Here is a 16,827-nt window from a genome sequence, read left to right on the forward strand (position 1 = left end):
GCTTCTTCGCTGTCGATGACTGTCCCATAGGGTGGTCCTCCTGCCCAAGAATAGCATGGAAAGAAGGTTAAGTGGACACATTAACCCCAAGGTCCCAAAGCGCCCACCCAGGGTCAGGCGCATCCCTTCGCTCCGGGGTTCGATGTAAGAACAGGAACAGTTTTCCCGACCGGTGCTGCCCAATCTTCTCTGTCAGCAGCCTGCTAAGACTCAAACCTGCTGGAAAACATGCTGTGGTGGTGGTCGCAAAGGAAAAAGATATTGTTGGCGCCCAGCCCCGGCGTGAAGGCACCCTTCTTGTACTTCCACGGGCGATATCCATACTCCTCCAGGAAGGCCACCTCTTCATCTTTCTTCGGGCGCTCAAGCACGATTATCGGCTGATATTTCTCGATGGTCTTTCGGGCTCCTCGCAAGACTGACAACTCAAACCCCTGGACATCAACCTTCATGAAATCCGGAGCCAGGTCAAACTCATCAAGGGGCTTGGACGGCACCTCAAATTTCTTCAACTCGAGCTTGCGCCTGTCGAAAAACAGAAACTTGTTCGGCTCGAAGAAACCGGATGCTTCCTGCGGACTGCCCGAAGCGAGGCCATCGAAGAGAACCCCGTTATACGACGGCACATGGATGGTTACGTCGTGGGTATTTTCAGATACGAAAAAGTTCTTTATCTTCAGATTCTTGTCATCCTTGAAACGCTCGACAAGCGATTTGTGCAACCAGGGAAGCGGCTCGATGGAAACGATACGACTGTTCTGAAACAACCTGATCGACGAAATGGTCTGCCCCCTGTTGGCTCCGATATCCAGAAAGAGAAAATCGTTTGTCGGTTTGCCTGTCTTGATCTCTCGAAGCACGTACCAGATCTATTCATGCGGAATCCTGAGAAGCCGCCGCACGGCGAATTGCAACGCAAACTTGAATTCGTTCACGCTTGGACTGATGACCTTGGCCTGTCTGACCATCCGCTTTACAAACTGCATGCGCTTTACCTTGATCCAATGTTGGGCGATTATATACTTGACAAACCCACGGTGACAGACTACCTTTAACTCAAGAAGTTAGAGGAATCCTCCATGTCTGTTCTTTCAGCCCCCTACATGCACGACGAAGCCGCAGCTTTTGCGCACGTTGAGGCGATGCTGTGGCCGGAAGGTCCGGTCTGCCCGCATTGCGGCGTCATTGACCGCGCTTACAAGCTTGAAGGCGTGCGCAGCAAGGCAAGCAAGAAGAACCCCGAGGGCAAAGAGCGCCACGGCCTCTGGAAGTGCCGCGATTGCCGTGGTCAGTTCACCGTGCGCAAGGGCACGATCTTTGAGGAAAGCCACATCGAACTGCACCTGTGGCTGCAAGCCGTTCACCTGATGGTGTCCAGCAAGAAGGGCATCAGCAGCCACCAGCTTCACCGCGTTCTCGGCATCACCTACAAGTCGGCATGGTTTTTGTCGCATCGCATCCGCGAGTGCATGCGCGATGGCGAACTTGCGCCATTCGGCGGCAATGGCGGCGCAGTGGAAGTTGACGAAACGTTCATCGGCAAGGAGCCGGGCGTCAAGAAAGCGAAAGGCGCGCGCGGCGGCTCGCACAAGATGAAAGTTCTGACTCTGGTGGATCGCGACACCAAGCGCGCCCGCTCCGTCGTTATCGACGATCTGACTAAGGCAACCATCCTGCCGATCCTGCGCGAAAACATTGGCCGCGAAGCCCTGATCCTGACCGATGAGGCCCGCCAGTATCAGGGCCTTGCCACCAGCCCTGACTTTTGCGGTCACGATTGGGTCAACCACAGCCGCGACGAGTATGTGCGCCCCGGCTTCCCCGAAGTGCATACCAACACCGTCGAGGGCTTCTACAGCATCTTCAAGCGCGGCATGAAGGGCGTGTATCAGCACTGTGCCAAGAAGCATCTGCATCGCTATGCGGCGGAGTTCGACTTCCGTTACAACCATCGCGTTGGCAACGGTGTGGATGATGCGCAACGATCTGAAATCGCGGTGAAAAGCGCCCACGGGAAGCGCCTCACTTACCGGATACCTAACGAAGCACAGGCGGTCTGAGGCTTGACTTTGAGTGCCAAGAAGCATACCCTTGAAGCGTCCGAAAGCTACGTTCTAGACTAGGCAACCGGGCGGAATCTTCCCAATGACGCTGACCAGTTTTCGCGTGAAGCCGAGGGAAGATTTCTGTTTTAGAGGCCGTTTAGAAACAACATTCGGCCCGCCTTCTGAGCATCGGCAACTGCAGCCTCGGGCCACATTTTCAACCCAAACGGTTTGTTTTGTGCGCCCCGGTAAAGGCGCGGAAGTAGGTTCCCAAAGTGGCGTTCATCAGTCATGTTGTGCATTTTGGGTTCAATAGCCATATGAAACGAAGACGCCGCCAAGTCTGCCAAGTGCATCCTGCCTTCATCGGAGTGCGCTTCGCCGGTAAAGGCTGACAAGTGCTCCCAGTTTGCGCGCGTGTTGTAACGACCCGAGCCGCGTTTAAGACGCTCAATGTAATCCTGAAGATCATGAAGCGGATACATGTCTTGATGCGAGAATACAACTTCGGCGGTGTGGTCGCCGCACGGTTTCGGGGCATCCCTGACAGCCCAAGAGACCCGCTCCAACATGAACTTTGTGAGATAATTGTATTCGCTCCCGTGATTGGCGCGAATGTGCGTTCCGGCCAGAGACGGTTTGTGGAAGCCGATAAAGGCTGTCTTGATGGGCTTCCTCCCCAGCAGCCTGGTCAAAACGAAGTTGTCTTTTTCGCTCGCCTTGGCAAACTTACGGAAACTGATATCAGCGCCTTTTCCGCGCTCCTTTCTGGCTTCATCGAACGCGTTCAGGACGCTGGAAAGGTTGCTTCGCCTGACGATCACAGCGCCCATAACGAGAAACTGGGAGGATCCCCTGCCGAACTTGTCGCCAGAGCAACCGGCCTCGTCAATAAATGCAATGAACTCAGATGACATAGGAGAGAAGATGAACAACGGACAGGATAAGAGTCAAGCCGAACGCTTCAAAGAAGCCGCGCGCGAGTTAGGCGCGGACGACGACGAGGCCGCGTTCAACGCGAAGCTGCGGAAGATGGTGAAGCAGAAGCCTGACGACAAGAAGTCATCCGACGACTGATCCGATTTGTGGTATTTGAATACCGTCCTTTTTTGTGGTAATATCATACCTCAAAGGAGCGGACATGCGCATCAAGTCTATTCACGTCTTACTTGAACGTCTTCTGGATCATTTCGGCGACACGCTTGGCAGCGTGGTCATGCCCCGCCCTGCTGGCCTCGGCCAAGAACCGCTTTTGCAGATCGCCCCAAGTCCCGCCGCCCTTCCCGCAATCGTCGCAGACGATCTGAGTGTCGTCGGTTGGTCTGTCTGTCTTGTCGGCGAACGAGAGTTCACCACCACAATAACCGCAGACTGGGTTCGCGCCAATCTCTACCATGCCGATGCTCCTGACATCCAACTGCCAGCAGGCTAGGGCATCAGGCGCGATTCGGCAATGGGTTTGTCAAGTATATAATCGCCCAATGTTGGTTAATGCTCGGGCTGGGAGAGTTCAGGGTTTTCACTTTGCCGCGCGATCTGTGCAGCCCTTCGCGCCAACCTCGCATGGTTCTCGTACAGCGCATCGTGTGGCGCGATGAGCCATTCGTCGGCCACTTGGCGGATCGCGCAGAGTTCCGCGCTCAGGTCGATCTGTGCCTGCAATTCGGCGAGGCTAGCCGCGCGCCCGTGAAAGGCGCGTGACAGGATCACCCAATCTGATCCCAGCCGCGCATGTTCGCCCAGGATCCAGTCAGCGGGCAGGTCCCCCTGCCCGACGCGCCCCACCCCGCCGATGCCGAAGGCAATACCCGCCTCTCGGCACTGCGCCGACGGACCATCGAGCAACCGCCCGCCCAGCACCTCGAACAGGAAGTCCAGCCGCATGTCCAGCGACAGGTCGTTCAGGCCAAAATGTACCCGGTCCTGCGGCCCGAGGAGCGGCAGGATCACCGGCAACCTGGCCAGCGCGGCGGCGGTTTCGACGAGCAACGTCACCGGCGTCGACCCGGCGGTCTGTTTGAACGCTGTGACCTCGGCGGCGTGGTTGAACATGGGCAGCATTAGCCGTGTGGCCCCGGCGGCGATGGCGTTGCGGGCTTCCTGCGCGCTCCCTGCCCAAGGCGGGTTGACCCGAACCATCAACTCGGCCCGCGACAGGCGCGGCGCAAGCGCGGCCACATCTGCCAGCGAATGCGCTGCCTTGTGCGTGTCCAGATGGCCCTGCCGTGCGGCCTTTCCACGTGTTTCCATATCGATGAAGATCACATCGACGCCCGCGCCCTCGGCGTGGAGCGCAATCTCTGGAATAGCGGTAATGAAGAGGGTTTTCACTTCTGCCCACCGTTCCTTTCGCGCATGTCATCTCGGTAGGCCCGCCAGTTCTGCCCTTCGCCGCCATAAATCCCATGGCCGGTGGCGACCACATGAAACGTGCGCAGGATGAGCCACAGGTCATAGAAAAACCCATGATTGCGGGCGTATTCCGCATCGGCCTGAACCTGTTGCAACCAACTCAGGCTGCGCCGTCCTCGCACCTGCGCAAGGCCAGTCAAGCCGGGGCGCACATCGAAGCGCGCCATGCAGTCCGGCGGCACCACCTCGACCTGTTCGGGGAGGACCGGGCGGGGACCGACCACGCTCATGTCACCCACAAGGATATTCCACAATTGCGGCAGCTCATCGAGCGATGTTTTCCGCAGGACCCGCCCCGAGCGTGTAATTCGGGGATCATTGCCTTCGATGATGGCCTGTTCCGAATGCTGATCGATTCTGTCAGGGTCTCGCTCGACCATCGATCGAAACTTGAGAATACGGAATTCTTGCTGGCCGCGTCCGACCCGCCGTTGCCGGAAAAGCACTCGGCCGGGGCTGTCTAGTTTGATCCAGAGTGCCAGAGCTGCCAATAGTGGCGCAAGCACGACCAGCACGAGCCCGCTGCCAGCAATGTCGAAGGCACGTTTGGCGCTGTCTTTCATCATAGCCCCATCGTTTTCAGTATACCTCGATTAACCTTGCGCGCATCATACTCGTTGACGGCACGCGCATATGACGCATCTGCCATGCGGCGGACCAACTCGGGCCTGGTCAGCAGTTGCACCATGGCGTCGGCGAGCGCACTGGCATCACGCGGCGGAACCAGCAGGCCGTTCTCCCCATCGCGTACCGTCTCGCGGCAACCGGGCGAGTCGCTCATGATCAGCGCACGGCCCATCGCCATCGCTTCCAGTGCCGAGCGCGGTTGGCCCTCGCGGTAATACGACGGCAGGACAAACACCGTCGCGCGCGCCAGATGCGGGCGCACATCCCGCACGCCGCCGGTGAACTCGACGATGCCCTCCGCCTGCCATGACGCCAGTTCCGAGGCCGCGACAGCATGCGGCAGCGAAGGATCATGCGGGCCGACGACCACAAAGCGCGCTTCGGGCCACTCGGCCCGGACCGCCCGCGCAGCGGTGCAGAATTCCCGCACGCCCTTGTTGTGGAGCAACCGTGCGATCAGAACAAAGGTCATAGGGCCAGCGGGCAGAGGCGTGCGCGGAAACTGGTCCAGGTTCACACCCGAGCCCATCGTCAGGATGGCTTTGCGCGCGTCCTTCATCACCCCCAGGTCAATGAAATCCCGAAGATCATCCGGGTTCTGAAAGAACACTGTCCGCGAGCCATTCACACCAATACGGTAAAGCCGCGCCAGAAAGGCCCGCATCAATCTTGCCTTGATGCCATCTGCCTCGACAAAATTGGTGCCCAGCCCGGTGATCATGGAATACCGTTCCGGAACCCCGCCAAGACGCGCCGCCAGCGTGCCCCAGACCACGGGTTTGATGTTGTAGGCAAATGTCACATCGGGCACGATAGCTTTGATCAGCTTGTAAAGCCGCAAGACGGTGCCCAGGTCCTGGATCGGATTGCGCCCGGTTCGGGCAAGGCGGAGCGGATGAACCTCGATTCCGAGATCATGGACGCTGTCGAGCATGTCCTCGATCGGGACAACGGCACTGACCTTGTGGCCTGCAAGCTGCATCTCGGCTATCAAGTCGCCCCTGTTTGCGACCAGAGAGCGGGCATTTCCCGCGATGAAGAGGACATGTTTTTCCATTTACTGAACGAGCCTCAATACACCCGGCATGATCAGGGCTACGATCCGAGGTGTCGCGCCATGCCGAAATAAGGCAAGTACCATCTGTCCCTCAGGAAAAACAGAAGCAGAAAGCCCATGATCGCGACAAAGGCATAGCGGAATCTGAGCGGAAGATTCAGCCCCGCGATGAGTATGAAAAGAATGCCCGCATCAAGAAATCGTCTTGGGTAAGGAAAAATCCAGTAACTCCCGAGGTAAAACCCTAGCGTGAAGATAGCAAACGCATGTTGCTGGAAAAACTCTCTTCCCTGATACAGAAAGATCAGCATGAGAGGCATCAAGGTTATGAACAGGCCGCCACCCACCTCAACTTCGAGATCCGCGTAGCGCTCTGCCTGCCGCGCCGTTCCAACCAAAAGCTCGAAAGACATCGAAAATATCAGTGCGAAGCCCACGAAAAGAAAGACGATACTGAAACGAAACTGCTTGATCTTTTTTGAAACTTCAACCAGAGCATACATCAGGACAAAGACAAAGAAAGCCGAATGCAACAGCGGCGAGAGCAGAATGAAGAACCATCTGGATCTGGGCCCTGCCGCAAAGAAACCAAGGCAGAAAACCGCAAGCCCCAAGGCAAATCTCAGGTGCATCAGGTGGTTGCTTGAAAAAATCGGATGGATGGTCAACAGAATGAAAACCAGGAACCATGCGCCCGTTCTGGAAATGCCGAAATAGTATACAACAAAGGCGGGGAAGAATATGATCAGCCTTACTATGGTCTCGGGCTCGAAGAAGTTTGCCAGAAATATGTTCAGATACAACCACAGGGGCTCATTGAAGAGAAACGGTATCCATCCCTGCGACCAGAATCGCTCCAGCAAAGGCTCGGACCTGAAAGAGGCATAGCCGAGGTAGTTTTGCCTGTCTGCAAAAATATCGATGGGGAAAGACGCGTAGAGCAACGCACAAGCCATGGCCGCTACAATGCTTATCGTCTTGCGCCTGCTGATCACGGTCTTCCTCGGTGTCGCAAGTTGCGGCATGGAAGACGTCATCGCGCGATGAGTTCTCATGGCACTGATCGGGAATGCTGAGGCATTTGGCAACGGTATGCGCTGGCACCTTGCCCGTCCAGAGTCTCGAACAGTCTCTTTATGCGCTCGCGCAATCGGTTCTCCGAGAAATGCTCTGCGCGCGCGCGCAACGCGGCTGGGTCGAAGTTGCGATCAAGCGCCTGCTCCAGCTTGGCGGCCAGGTCCTCCGGATCGCGCATCCTTGCCAGATAGCCCACCGCGTCACTGTCGATCACCTCGGCCGGGCCGGTGGGGCAATCGGTGGCCACCACGGGGCAGCCTTGCGCGAGGGCTTCGATCAGCGTGTTGGGGAACCCTTCGAAAACCGAAGACAGCACCGTGACGTGCGCCGCGTGATACAGCGGGGCGGGATCGCTGACATGACCGAGGAAGGTCACGTCCTGCGCGATTCCGAGTTCGGCCACCAGCGCCTCCAGCGCGGTGCGTTCCGGGCCATCGCCCGCGATCTGCAACTGCACCTCGCGCCGGGCGCGCAGCAGCGCGAAGGCGCGCAGCAGCGTTGGAATGTCCTTCTGCACACTCAGCCGAGCCACTGTCAGAATGACCGGGGGGTTGGACAGCGGTCGCGGATCCGGTGCCATCCGGGGAAGCGCCACCCCATTCGGGATCAGTCTGAGCTGATCGGGGGCGACGCGCCAATCTGCTTCGATCTCCTGCTTCATGCCCTGCGTCAGGCAGATGATGATATCAGCGCGCGCATAAGCGATCCTCGCGCTCATGCGCCCCAAAAGACGCCGCAGCGGCGACATGGACGCCAACAGGGCGCGCGGCGCATTCGCCTCGCGATGTATGACAAGCGGGCGGGCCCGTGCAAGGGCCAGGGCCAAGGCCAGGGTCGCCCCGTTCGTCATGCCCACGACCAGCACGATACCGGGACGGAGCTTGCGAATGATCCCGACGAGTCCGCCAAGGGGCGGGATCTGCGCGCGCATCCCCAAGGTGGTCAGCGCCACCTGAGGCGGCAAACCCGCGGCAAGGCCTGCGTCGACCTGCCCCGCGGCCAAAGTGACCCGGTGGCCGAGTGAGACCAACGTTGACGCATATTGCGCGGCGGATTTCCCGGCCCCGCCGCTCAGCGACTTCAGATAGATCAGAATCGGCTTTCCGGAGAGTTCGGTCATCAGGGTCGCGTTCCGTCCTGCGCCGTTGGGAGCGACCTGAAAAACGCCGTGATGCGCTTCTTCAGGCGCTCATCGGAGGAAAACTCCGCCCGCGCGCGCAGCGCCGTCGGGTCGAAGTCACGATCAAGCGCCTGCTCCAGCCGGGCGGCCAGGTCCACGGGGTCGCGCATTTTTGCCAGATAGCCCACCGCGTCACTATCGATCACTTCGGCCGGGCCGGTCGGGCAATCCGTGGCCACCACGGGGCAGCCTTGCGCGAGGGCTTCGATCAGCGTGTTGGGGAACCCTTCGAAAACCGAAGACAGCACCGTGACGTGCGCCGCGCGATACAGCGGGGCGGGATCGCTGACATGACCGAGGAAGGTCACGTCCTGCGCGATACCCAACTTTGCCGCCAAGGCCTCCAGCGCCGGCCGATCCGTGCCATCCCCCGCAAGCTGCAGCACACAGTTGCGCCGTACGCGCAACAGCGCGAAGGCGCGCAGGAGGGTCGGAATGTCCTTTTGCGGTTTCAGCCGCGCCACACAAAGGATCACCGGCGTATCGGAGGGCGGGCGAGCGGCCTGCGCATCCGCGGGCAGAGGGACGCCGTTGGGGATATGGGTCAACTTTTCCGCCGGCGTGTTCCAGTCCGCAATCAGTTCCTTGCGCATGGCCTCGGTCAGGCAGATGATCCGGTCCGCGCGCCGATAGGCATCGCGCATGGCATAGGTCTTTGCGGTCTTCACGAGTGCCCCATAGGAGCCAAGCAGCCCGGCCGGTGAATTCGCCTCGCGCAGGATCATGGGGCACTGATGGCGCGCGAATTTCATTGCAAGCGTGAGGGGAAGCATGCTCCCCACGCCCAGAGCAAGAACCAGATCAGGTCGGATTTGACGGACAGCCGCCGTCAACCCGGGGATCGCGGAAATCGAGCGGTCGATGTTCAGAAGATTGAGATTGATCGAGGGGTGCAAAGCACTCTCGAAGTGTGGCTCGGTCCGGCTTGCAAGGATGGTGACCTTGAACCCGCCCTCCGCAAGCACGTTGCTGTATTGTAATAGCGCCTTTCCAACCCCGAAGCGAAAGGATTTGCTGTAGATCAGGACGCGCTCCGCCATCATGTCGCCTCGGGCAGGTCAAGCATATCGCCAAGCTCTCGGTCGAACTCCGAGGGCGAAAAGGGCTTCAAACCGCTTGCGGGAAGAAAAGTGAGCTCCCCCACCTTCGGGCGACCGTTCACGATGTAGAAATCGACGCGAACGAACAGGAAAGGTGCCGCAAGCTTTCGAGATATATCAAGCAGTTCATCAAGACAGGCGGGAGCTGGTTCCCACTCGCCCACCGGATAGCCATATTCGACTTCGATGCGCCTCCAGTCTGGTTTGTAAATATTTCGCTTGTGGCCAGAAAATCGATCTGATTCGACTTGAATTATTTCGGGCCACCCATTGAAGCAGTATGCCCGGTAGTCTCTCAAATCGTTTCCATCATCGGATACCAGCAACGGCTCGACAACAATCCTTCGCGGTACTTCGCCATAATGCCATTCACGCTTTGCATGGTAGAGATTCCGCCTTAGCGCGATCCGCAATCTTCCGCGCACCTCTCCCAGATCGGCCTTCGCCTTGTCTTTGACGATGAAAACCGTGCCCTGATCATGATTGGTCTTGATGACGCATGGCTGATCGGGCAGTTTATCGACCGTTATATCCTCCGGATCCTCTGTGACCATCAGACAGGGGATCGTATATTCCTTGCCCGCGCGCTCCGCAACAAACTCACGTGATCGGAATTTATCAGCGCAAATAACTTTCTGTGGGCAGCGGTCATGAAGCTTTATCCACTGGATTTTTTCATTGAACGTCTTTGGATCATCCAGATCCGGGCGATATCCCATTTCCCGCTCGAACAAACGCTCAACGGCACGCCTGTCACTGAGCCATGGCCGATATTCAACGAAGTATTTGTAAACAAAATATGCGGGCTCAAAAAACAATTTACCAACTACGGGCAGCAGCATCAGTTTCTCGGCGTCATTTCTATTCACGATTTGCTCTCACTGGCTGTGCAAGGTTCTGGTTGTGCCATCCCGCTCTTGATTTTCTGAGGTGAAAACTCATTGATGCAAAAGATCATGAAACGGCCTTTTGACTGATTCTTCTGACGGCCCGAAGAACCTTCTCCGCGCGTCCGGCCCAGGTGTAGTGCTCCAGAAATTCGCTCTTCGCTGCCGCCGCAAGCCGGGACCGCCCGGCCGTGTCGGCGGCCAGTGCCTGAACCGCGCCCTTCCAGTCCTCGATATTCTCGGGATCGCACAAAAGTGCTGTGCGCCCCTGTTCGAAAACCTCGCGCAGATTGGGCAGATCAGACGCGATGATCGGCAGGCCCGCGGACATGTATTCGAACGCCTTCAGCGGCGATGTCCACGGCCCGATATCGATGCTGCTGTTCGCCGCCATAATCGAGCGCTGATTGGGCAGGAGCGCAATGTCGAATGACCGAAGCCAGGCATGCGTCGCGGCATGCGGGACTTGGCCGACATAGCGGATATTCGTCAGCTGTCCCGTCCGTGTCTGCCAGTCTTCGCGATCACCCTGGTTGCCGCCCACAACCACGAAATCCATCTCCGGCATGATCGCGGCGAGTTCGCTCACGACCTCCATACCCTTTCCAGGGTAGAGATGGCCCAGATAGCCGATCCGAAACTTGTCCGAGGGCGGCAGGGCCGGTTCAACGTCAGCCGGGAAGGGATCGGCCGCGTCATGGGCCACGATCACCTTGTCATCCGCGACCTGCCATTCATCGATGACCCATTGCTTCAGTGCCTCGGTAATCACAACGATGCCGCAATTGCTTCGCGCAGCCAAATGACGCTTGACCTTCGCAAGCTGACGCGGGCCAGGCGGGTGGTGCAGCTCAAGCACGCAGGGCTTTTTCAGTGCGGCGGCCATGCTGGCAAGATGCGCATTGCGCGTGTAAAACAGGGTATCCTTGGCGAACCACCCCAACGCGAGCATGCGTGCCATGTATCTCAGATGCATGAACCGCAGCCTGTCGCGACGGTAGCGATGCATCGTGAATTCAGCGCTGGTTCCGTAAGTCTGCCGCAACTGGGCATCGTCCACGTCACCCGGGCCGCCACGATATCCAATCAACTCAACCTGCAGCCCGGCAGATGCGAAGGCGCTGCACATCTTCAGGATATGGACGGAATTTGCCTGCGTTGAGGGGAAGGTGAACTTCGTCAGGTATATCAGGCGCTTGATCTTCATTAATCTCTGTTTCCCGGCCCGATCATCCCTGTGCCGTCAGGTGCGTGCGCCAGCAGGCGGCCGGATGCTCTGATCGGTTGCGGCGCCGGTTTCCCTTGCATCAATCGGCACCGGGGACCGGATAAGACTGTATATACCAGTCGACAAACCGCCGGACCCCAACGGAAAGCGGCGTCTTCGGCGCGTACCCCGTGAGTTGGCCAAGAAGGGATGCATCCGCCCAGGTTGCGGGCACGTCACCTGGCTGCATGTCCATGTAGTTGCGGATGGCCTTGCGGGCCGTTGCGGCTTCGATGGCGTCGATGAAGTCCTCCAGCCTGACCTTGGTGGAGTTGCCAATATTGACCACCCGCCATGGCGCGACCTTGGACAGGCTGTCAAGTGCGGCCGGCGCCTCCTGCCCCGGCACGGCATCGATCAACAGCCGGATCCCGCGTACCAGGTCATCGACATAGGTGAAATCCCGCCACATCTGGCCGTGATTATAGATGTCGATCGCCTCTCCCGCGAGGATCGCGCGGGTGAACTTGAACAGCGCCATATCGGGCCTGCCCCATGGCCCATAGACGGTGAAGAAACGAAACATCGTTGTCGGCAAGCCGTGGATATGCGCCCAGGCATGAGCCATCGCCTCATTCGCCTTCTTTGTGGCGGCGTAAAAGGACATCTGCGTATCGGCTTTGTGCGTCTCGGCATAGGGCATGTCCGTGTTCGCGCCATAGACCGAGCTTGTCGAAGCCATCAGAAGATGCGCCGGTCGCGCGGCCAACGCGGCCTCCATCAGATTGAACGTGCCGAGCAGATTGGCGTCCACATAGGCCCGAGGGTTTTCGATGGAGTACCGCACGCCAGCCTGCGCGGCGAGATGGACGATCACATCGGGCCTGAACGCATCCACCGCCGCAGAAAGCGCGCCTGCATCCTCCAGAAGGGCTTCGGTCGCCGTGAAGCGCCTGTGCTGACGGAGAAGCTCAAGGCGCCGGTATTTCAGGGAAACATCGTAATAATCGGTCATGCCGTCATAGCCGGCCACGTGCCACCCTTCCTTCAAAAGAAGCTGGGCCAGGTGGAACCCGATGAAGCCCGCCGTTCCGGTGATGAAGGCGCGTTTGACTTTATCTTGTCCGCCTGTGTCACCCAAAGCCATTTCCTGTTTGGTATTTTCGCTCAAGCTTGGCATGCTGGAATAATTCTTGCATTGAGAGCACCTTATCATGGCCTGGTTTGGGTCTCAGCTATACTCATTTCCGTCGTCCCGTCACAAGCAACCGTCCGCAGCGTGCTTGCTGACCGTGCAGGTTTGCCAATCGTCGGACGGCAATTCGGTTTAGCATGGGCGCGTCTATCCTGGCCAGCGGGTTCATGCGCAGCTTGAACAACGCTCGTGTCAGCCAGTCATCTCGCTCGAAGCCTCTCACCTCAAGTTCACTGAATTGAGGCTCCAGAACGCTACGGATATGCTCGAAGCTGAAATGCTGAAAATGCTTGTCGGCCAACTTCTTCTCCACGCTGGGAACAGTTACGACCACCAGCCCTCCGGACCGCAGAAGCCTTGCGGCATCCGTAACAAAACCCGGAAGAACTTCGGGGGGAACATGCTCCAGCACCTCGATCAGGCTAGCCGAATGATAACCGCCCTCAAGCGCAGCCATATCGCCTGCGTGCAGATCGGCGCGCGGGTTGAACATGCGCGCCCAGGCGATGGCGCGTTCGTCGATATCGACCCCGGCGATCTGCCGCTCGGCCAGCCCGTGCACCTGGGTCAGGTGATGCACCAGCGCCCCGTCGCCACAGCCGATATCGATATGCCGCCAATCAGGCCCCGCCGCCTCGGCCACCGGGCGCAGCCGGTCGGCAACCAGCCCAAGCGCGGCCATGTAGGATGGCGCAAAGCCCCAGTGGCGTGACAGATGCAGGCGTTTGCTCGTATCTGGGATGTAGTGATAAGGAAAGGCGTATTGGTCGGCCTGGATGGACTGGTCCGAAAAGGCTTTCATAACTCCCACTTTCTATCCCTGCTCATTTCCTAAAGGTATATCCAAACGCCGAGAAATCTTCACTGTATATCTCTTCGATCATCTGCTTCGCCTCCAGCGATAAATCCGAAACCCTATCAGATCGCGTGGATGCGTTCTCTTGATAAACCATCAATGGGCGCAGCCCGATTTTCTGAACAAGCCGTGTCAACTCGTGCTCATACTCCTCAAATCGACCTACAAAGTCAAACTCGATTCCATTAGTCCAATCTATCTGCGGGCGACATTGAGAAAAATCCTGAGCATTATAGAGGCCGTTCTTACTGTGAAGGCCATTGACTAGGTGGTCAAGAAAACTTTCGAAGGTCTGAAGGATTTCCGGGTTTCTCCTGCCTTCAGGCCGTTTTTCGCGAATATAATAGTATAGAGACAAGGCTCGATCATACGGATCTCTGACAAAAGTAAACTTCTTCGCCTTCAAATAGTACTCGCGGTCCAAGTACCGTTTCTCAACTAACTCCTGAACATTTATATGACCGAATGTCACTAGTCCGCTGCGTGGATCCGCTTTTCTAACGTGCTCAAGTTTTTTTAGTTTTACACACCCTTGCTCTTCTAGGGCCCTGAACAGAGAAGATCCCGCAGTCTTTGGTATCCAAACGAAGATTGCGTCAATATTACTCGAGCTCTTGAGGGCCGGCATGACCTCTGAAGAACCCAAAGTCACTGCACGGATTTTCCTTGCGATTCTTGAATAAAACATCCCATGCTTACCTTCTCTGCGAACGAGTATCTATCCGGATTCGTATCTGTATAAGAAACCTCTACCATAAATTCGCAGCTACTGAACCTTTTCGGTGAGAGGGGAGCTTGTAGCTCTGTTCCATTTGTGCTGCTTACTTAACCGACTAGCTTTTCCTCAGTTGGATTGTTCTTCAATTCGATTTCCCATCACGCGGCGCAGGCTGCGCGCGGCTTCCAGGAGTTCGTGAATGATCGGCAGGCGTCGCAGCAGCCAAAGGGGGAGTAGGTAGAGTGCTGCCATCACGACAACAGTAACTCCGACAACGAGTACTCCGTTGGTTTCTGCGCCTCGCATTGTCTCGGCCAACTGCCACGCAACCGCGCCACTGATGCCTCCCATCGCTGCGAAAGGTGAGAGCGCGGCGAACAAGCGAATAGCGGACATCTGGAGCACGCTCAGCGACAATTGCGTGAGCAGCGTGAAGACGATGGTCAGCGCCATGAGCACTCCGACCCCAACCCCTACGAGCCCGAACCGCGATCCGCTGGTGGCCAGCACCCCGACGAGGACTGCATAAAGTAGGGATCGCCACGCACTTGCAAACACCTTACCTTCAGACAGGTTAAAAGCCTGAGAAACCTTGTAGCCGAGACGGAAGTACATGCCGATGGCCAGAACCTGCAGAATCGGCACTGCTTGCGTCCATTGTGATCCCAGCAGGATCATGACCAGTTCGGGTGCCAGAACTATGGAGGCGGCGGAGATCGGAAGAATCAGAAAAGCGGCAAAGGCATGGGCCCGAAGAAAGACCGGCTGCATCGCCTTTTTCGAGCTGCTTCCAACGCGCCGCTTGCTAGAGAAGCCGGCGAATAAAACTGCCCGAAAAGCTCTGCCCAGCAACGAATTTGCTAGGTCCAGAATGTTAAAGGCTCGACTGTAGAGTCCAAGCGCCGCCGCGCCGAAAGCGTTGGCGACGACGACATTGTCCACCCGCTGCGCTAATGCGAAACCCATCTGCGTCAGAAACACCCCACTCCCGAACCCCAGAAGCCCCCGCACCTCCTCGCGGTGCATCCGTAAGATGGGCCACACCGGCCTGAGATACCACACGATAAAAGCCTTGGCCGCCGTGCTGGCAAGAGTGGCTAGGATGATCGCCCAGTAGGACCAACCCGCAAGCGCCAGTCCCACCGCAATCACGGCATGGAGCAGCGCGAAGGTTCCTACGTCGATGGCTGCCAGCAGCTTGAAGCGCATGTCGCGCATCAGCAGGCTCATCCCCGGATTGGTCACTGCCGACAGAAGGAAGGTCAGCAGCATCACCGGCATGACCTCGACCAGTTCGGGGATCGTCATCAGCCGCGCTAGCCAGGGCGTGGCCAGATGGATCACCCCAGCCATCACCAGCGCCATGCCCAGCATCAGCGTCAGCGCCGTGCGCTCCATGCTGCGTGTCAGCCGGTCGGTCTGGATCAGCGCTGCACCCAAGCCGAATTGCACCACCACCTGGCTGAGAACAAGAACCACCTGTGCGGCGGCGACAATGCCAAAAGCTTCAGGTGTCAGCAGACGGGCAAGGATAATAACCAGCGCAAAATTGACGACCTGATGGCCGCCCTTACCTGCAAAGGCCCACAGACCGGCCTTAAGCATCATCGGGGGTGATCTCCCGAGCGACCGACGCCTTCATAAGCTTCGAACCCCGCCCCCAACACATCCTTGCGGCTGTAGATGCTGCGAAGGTTGGCCAATACGGGCGTTGCCATGACACCGGCAAGCCGGGTCAGGTCCAGCGCTTGGAACGGGTTCCACGCGGTCAGGATCAGCAGGCAATCCGACCCTTCGGCGGCGGCATAGGGATCGGCCTCCCGTGCGACACCGGGCAGAAGGCGCAGGATGCGAAACCCAACATCCTCGCGCAACGTGTCGCGCTGGGTGGTCATGACCGGGATGCTTTCTGGTAGGCTACCGCACAAGGACTGCCCAAGGGCGCCTTGATGTTTTCAGTGTCGCAATGTGGCGCGGTATCAACATCTACGCTCGGAACAAAGTGGTATTTGGTCAGCACTATAAGTGCAAGCGGGAAAACGATGCCTGAAGCGGGCAGTAGCCTGGGTCGGCGACACTACGTCGACCCAGCCCAGCCCTTATGGGGGCCAACCCTCGGTCATCAAGATGGCAATATGCGAAATGCGCGGGGGCGCAGGAGGTCCTGAAAGGCTTCGCCGGCGGTACGCTGCTGGTGGCCGGTTGCACCGGCTATGCCGCTCTGGCCCATCCGCTGAAGACCGCAAGGCCATGGGCCATGGCCTTCTTCTGGACCCATTGGCGGCGCCGTTTCGTCAGGTTCGGCCAGAACACGCCTTCGCCGATCTGCGATCAGATAATCGCGCGCATCGCCTCCCTGATCGGTGCGGGCAAGTTGAACGGCGTAAACCCTGAGAGGCCAATCGGAAATGAGTTGAGTGAATTCAGCAGGTTGTGATTCTGTTCAGTTGCGACACAGAACGGAGA

18 protein-coding genes and 1 pseudogene are annotated in these 16,827 nt (G+C 58.0%); 3 read left to right on the forward strand and 16 right to left on the reverse strand.

What is annotated here, in order from left to right:
• Positions 1–203: 203 nt before the first annotated feature.
• On the reverse strand, positions 204–860 hold the full coding sequence (locus HUK65_RS16340) for an FkbM family methyltransferase (protein ID WP_179907345.1): 657 nt from the start codon (positions 858–860) through the stop codon (positions 204–206).
• A 219-nt stretch (positions 861–1,079) separates the two neighbouring features.
• Here HUK65_RS16340 and HUK65_RS16345 point away from each other — a divergent pair, with 219 nt between their 5' ends.
• Positions 1,080–2,060 carry an IS1595 family transposase gene (locus HUK65_RS16345; RefSeq protein WP_179907346.1) on the forward strand — a complete coding sequence of 327 codons (981 nt, stop codon included), beginning with the start codon at positions 1,080–1,082 and terminating at the stop codon, positions 2,058–2,060.
• 131 nt (positions 2,061–2,191) lie between these two features.
• Here HUK65_RS16345 and HUK65_RS16350 read toward each other — a convergent pair whose 3' ends face one another.
• Positions 2,192–2,962 (reverse strand): DUF3800 domain-containing protein, encoded by a 771-nt coding sequence (locus tag HUK65_RS16350; protein WP_179907347.1) that lies wholly within the window; start codon positions 2,960–2,962, stop codon positions 2,192–2,194.
• A 10-nt stretch (positions 2,963–2,972) separates the two neighbouring features.
• On the opposite strand from HUK65_RS16350, the gene HUK65_RS16355 reads away from it, so the two are divergent.
• The gene (locus tag HUK65_RS16355) at positions 2,973–3,122 is read left to right on the forward strand and encodes a hypothetical protein (protein WP_179907348.1); all 150 of its coding nucleotides are present in this window, start codon (positions 2,973–2,975) and stop codon (positions 3,120–3,122) included.
• Between the two features lie 88 nt (positions 3,123–3,210).
• Here the strand turns inward: HUK65_RS16355 and HUK65_RS16360 are convergent, their stop codons facing one another.
• The 14 genes from HUK65_RS16360 to HUK65_RS16425 all read right to left on the reverse strand — a co-directional run bounded on the left by HUK65_RS16360 (position 3,211) and on the right by HUK65_RS16425 (position 16,256).
• Positions 3,211–3,441 (reverse strand): hypothetical protein, encoded by a 231-nt coding sequence (locus tag HUK65_RS16360; RefSeq protein WP_179907349.1) that lies wholly within the window; start codon positions 3,439–3,441, stop codon positions 3,211–3,213.
• 92 nt (positions 3,442–3,533) lie between these two features.
• Positions 3,534–4,376: an aldolase/citrate lyase family protein gene (locus HUK65_RS16365; protein ID WP_179907350.1), complete on the reverse strand. Its 843-nt coding sequence runs from the start codon at positions 4,374–4,376 to the stop codon at positions 3,534–3,536.
• Positions 4,373–5,020, reverse strand: a complete 648-nt coding sequence (locus HUK65_RS16370) for a sugar transferase (RefSeq protein ID WP_179907351.1) — start codon at positions 5,018–5,020, stop codon at positions 4,373–4,375. Before HUK65_RS16370 ends, HUK65_RS16365 begins: the two co-directional genes overlap by 4 nt.
• Positions 5,020–6,141, reverse strand: a complete 1,122-nt coding sequence (locus tag HUK65_RS16375; protein WP_179907352.1) for a glycosyltransferase family 4 protein — start codon at positions 6,139–6,141, stop codon at positions 5,020–5,022. The genes HUK65_RS16370 and HUK65_RS16375 overlap by 1 nt, the downstream gene beginning before the upstream one ends.
• Positions 6,142–6,179: 38 nt before the next feature.
• Positions 6,180–7,166, reverse strand: a complete 987-nt coding sequence (locus HUK65_RS16380) for an EpsG family protein (RefSeq protein WP_179907353.1) — start codon at positions 7,164–7,166, stop codon at positions 6,180–6,182.
• 26 nt (positions 7,167–7,192) lie between these two features.
• Positions 7,193–8,338 (reverse strand): glycosyltransferase, encoded by a 1,146-nt coding sequence (locus HUK65_RS16385; protein ID WP_179907354.1) that lies wholly within the window; start codon positions 8,336–8,338, stop codon positions 7,193–7,195.
• On the reverse strand, positions 8,338–9,438 hold the full coding sequence (locus HUK65_RS16390; protein ID WP_179907355.1) for a glycosyltransferase: 1,101 nt from the start codon (positions 9,436–9,438) through the stop codon (positions 8,338–8,340). Before HUK65_RS16390 ends, HUK65_RS16385 begins: the two co-directional genes overlap by 1 nt.
• A complete protein-coding gene (locus tag HUK65_RS16395; protein WP_179907356.1) occupies positions 9,438–10,340 on the reverse strand; it encodes an ATP-grasp fold amidoligase family protein in 903 nt (300 codons plus the stop codon). The genes HUK65_RS16390 and HUK65_RS16395 overlap by 1 nt, the downstream gene beginning before the upstream one ends.
• A gap of 112 nt (positions 10,341–10,452) precedes the next feature.
• A complete protein-coding gene (locus HUK65_RS16400; protein WP_179907357.1) occupies positions 10,453–11,592 on the reverse strand; it encodes a glycosyltransferase family 4 protein in 1,140 nt (379 codons plus the stop codon).
• A gap of 100 nt (positions 11,593–11,692) precedes the next feature.
• On the reverse strand, positions 11,693–12,739 hold the full coding sequence (locus tag HUK65_RS16405) for an SDR family NAD(P)-dependent oxidoreductase (protein ID WP_179907362.1): 1,047 nt from the start codon (positions 12,737–12,739) through the stop codon (positions 11,693–11,695).
• Between the two features lie 94 nt (positions 12,740–12,833).
• Positions 12,834–13,589: a class I SAM-dependent methyltransferase gene (locus HUK65_RS16410; RefSeq protein ID WP_179907358.1), complete on the reverse strand. Its 756-nt coding sequence runs from the start codon at positions 13,587–13,589 to the stop codon at positions 12,834–12,836.
• Positions 13,590–13,611: 22 nt separating this feature from the next.
• The gene (locus HUK65_RS16415) at positions 13,612–14,331 is read right to left on the reverse strand and encodes a sulfotransferase family 2 domain-containing protein (protein WP_179907359.1); all 720 of its coding nucleotides are present in this window, start codon (positions 14,329–14,331) and stop codon (positions 13,612–13,614) included.
• A 156-nt stretch (positions 14,332–14,487) separates the two neighbouring features.
• The gene (locus HUK65_RS16420) at positions 14,488–15,969 is read right to left on the reverse strand and encodes an oligosaccharide flippase family protein (RefSeq protein ID WP_179907360.1); all 1,482 of its coding nucleotides are present in this window, start codon (positions 15,967–15,969) and stop codon (positions 14,488–14,490) included.
• Positions 15,966–16,256 carry a UDP binding domain-containing protein gene (locus HUK65_RS16425; protein ID WP_179907361.1) on the reverse strand — a complete coding sequence of 97 codons (291 nt, stop codon included), beginning with the start codon at positions 16,254–16,256 and terminating at the stop codon, positions 15,966–15,968. The genes HUK65_RS16420 and HUK65_RS16425 overlap by 4 nt, the downstream gene beginning before the upstream one ends.
• A gap of 257 nt (positions 16,257–16,513) precedes the next feature.
• Between HUK65_RS16425 and HUK65_RS16430 the strand changes: the two are divergent.
• Positions 16,514–16,753 (forward strand): annotated as a pseudogene (locus HUK65_RS16430) (IS66 family transposase); the annotation flags it as partial.
• Positions 16,754–16,827: the final 74 nt, after the last annotated feature.

The sequence above is a fragment of the Rhabdonatronobacter sediminivivens genome (assembly GCF_013415485.1).
Lineage (GTDB): Bacteria > Pseudomonadota > Alphaproteobacteria > Rhodobacterales > Rhodobacteraceae > Rhabdonatronobacter > Rhabdonatronobacter sediminivivens.

Coding starts and splice junctions, on each gene's coding strand:
- HUK65_RS16345 (WP_179907346.1), top strand. CDS start 1,080: ATGTCTGTTCTTTCAGCCCCCTACATGCACGACGAAGCCGCAGCTTTT.
- HUK65_RS16350 (WP_179907347.1), bottom strand. CDS start 2,962: ATGTCATCTGAGTTCATTGCATTTATTGACGAGGCCGGTTGCTCTGGC.
- HUK65_RS16355 (WP_179907348.1), top strand. CDS start 2,973: ATGAACAACGGACAGGATAAGAGTCAAGCCGAACGCTTCAAAGAAGCC.
- HUK65_RS16360 (WP_179907349.1), bottom strand. CDS start 3,441: ATGGTAGAGATTGGCGCGAACCCAGTCTGCGGTTATTGTGGTGGTGAA.
- HUK65_RS16370 (WP_179907351.1), bottom strand. CDS start 5,020: ATGAAAGACAGCGCCAAACGTGCCTTCGACATTGCTGGCAGCGGGCTC.
- HUK65_RS16375 (WP_179907352.1), bottom strand. CDS start 6,141: ATGGAAAAACATGTCCTCTTCATCGCGGGAAATGCCCGCTCTCTGGTC.
- HUK65_RS16380 (WP_179907353.1), bottom strand. CDS start 7,166: ATGCCGCAACTTGCGACACCGAGGAAGACCGTGATCAGCAGGCGCAAG.
- HUK65_RS16385 (WP_179907354.1), bottom strand. CDS start 8,338: ATGACCGAACTCTCCGGAAAGCCGATTCTGATCTATCTGAAGTCGCTG.
- HUK65_RS16390 (WP_179907355.1), bottom strand. CDS start 9,438: ATGGCGGAGCGCGTCCTGATCTACAGCAAATCCTTTCGCTTCGGGGTT.
- HUK65_RS16395 (WP_179907356.1), bottom strand. CDS start 10,340: ATGCTGCTGCCCGTAGTTGGTAAATTGTTTTTTGAGCCCGCATATTTT.
- HUK65_RS16400 (WP_179907357.1), bottom strand. CDS start 11,592: ATGAAGATCAAGCGCCTGATATACCTGACGAAGTTCACCTTCCCCTCA.
- HUK65_RS16405 (WP_179907362.1), bottom strand. CDS start 12,739: ATGGCTTTGGGTGACACAGGCGGACAAGATAAAGTCAAACGCGCCTTC.
- HUK65_RS16410 (WP_179907358.1), bottom strand. CDS start 13,589: ATGAAAGCCTTTTCGGACCAGTCCATCCAGGCCGACCAATACGCCTTT.
- HUK65_RS16415 (WP_179907359.1), bottom strand. CDS start 14,331: ATGTTTTATTCAAGAATCGCAAGGAAAATCCGTGCAGTGACTTTGGGT.
- HUK65_RS16420 (WP_179907360.1), bottom strand. CDS start 15,969: ATGATGCTTAAGGCCGGTCTGTGGGCCTTTGCAGGTAAGGGCGGCCAT.
- HUK65_RS16425 (WP_179907361.1), bottom strand. CDS start 16,256: ATGACCACCCAGCGCGACACGTTGCGCGAGGATGTTGGGTTTCGCATC.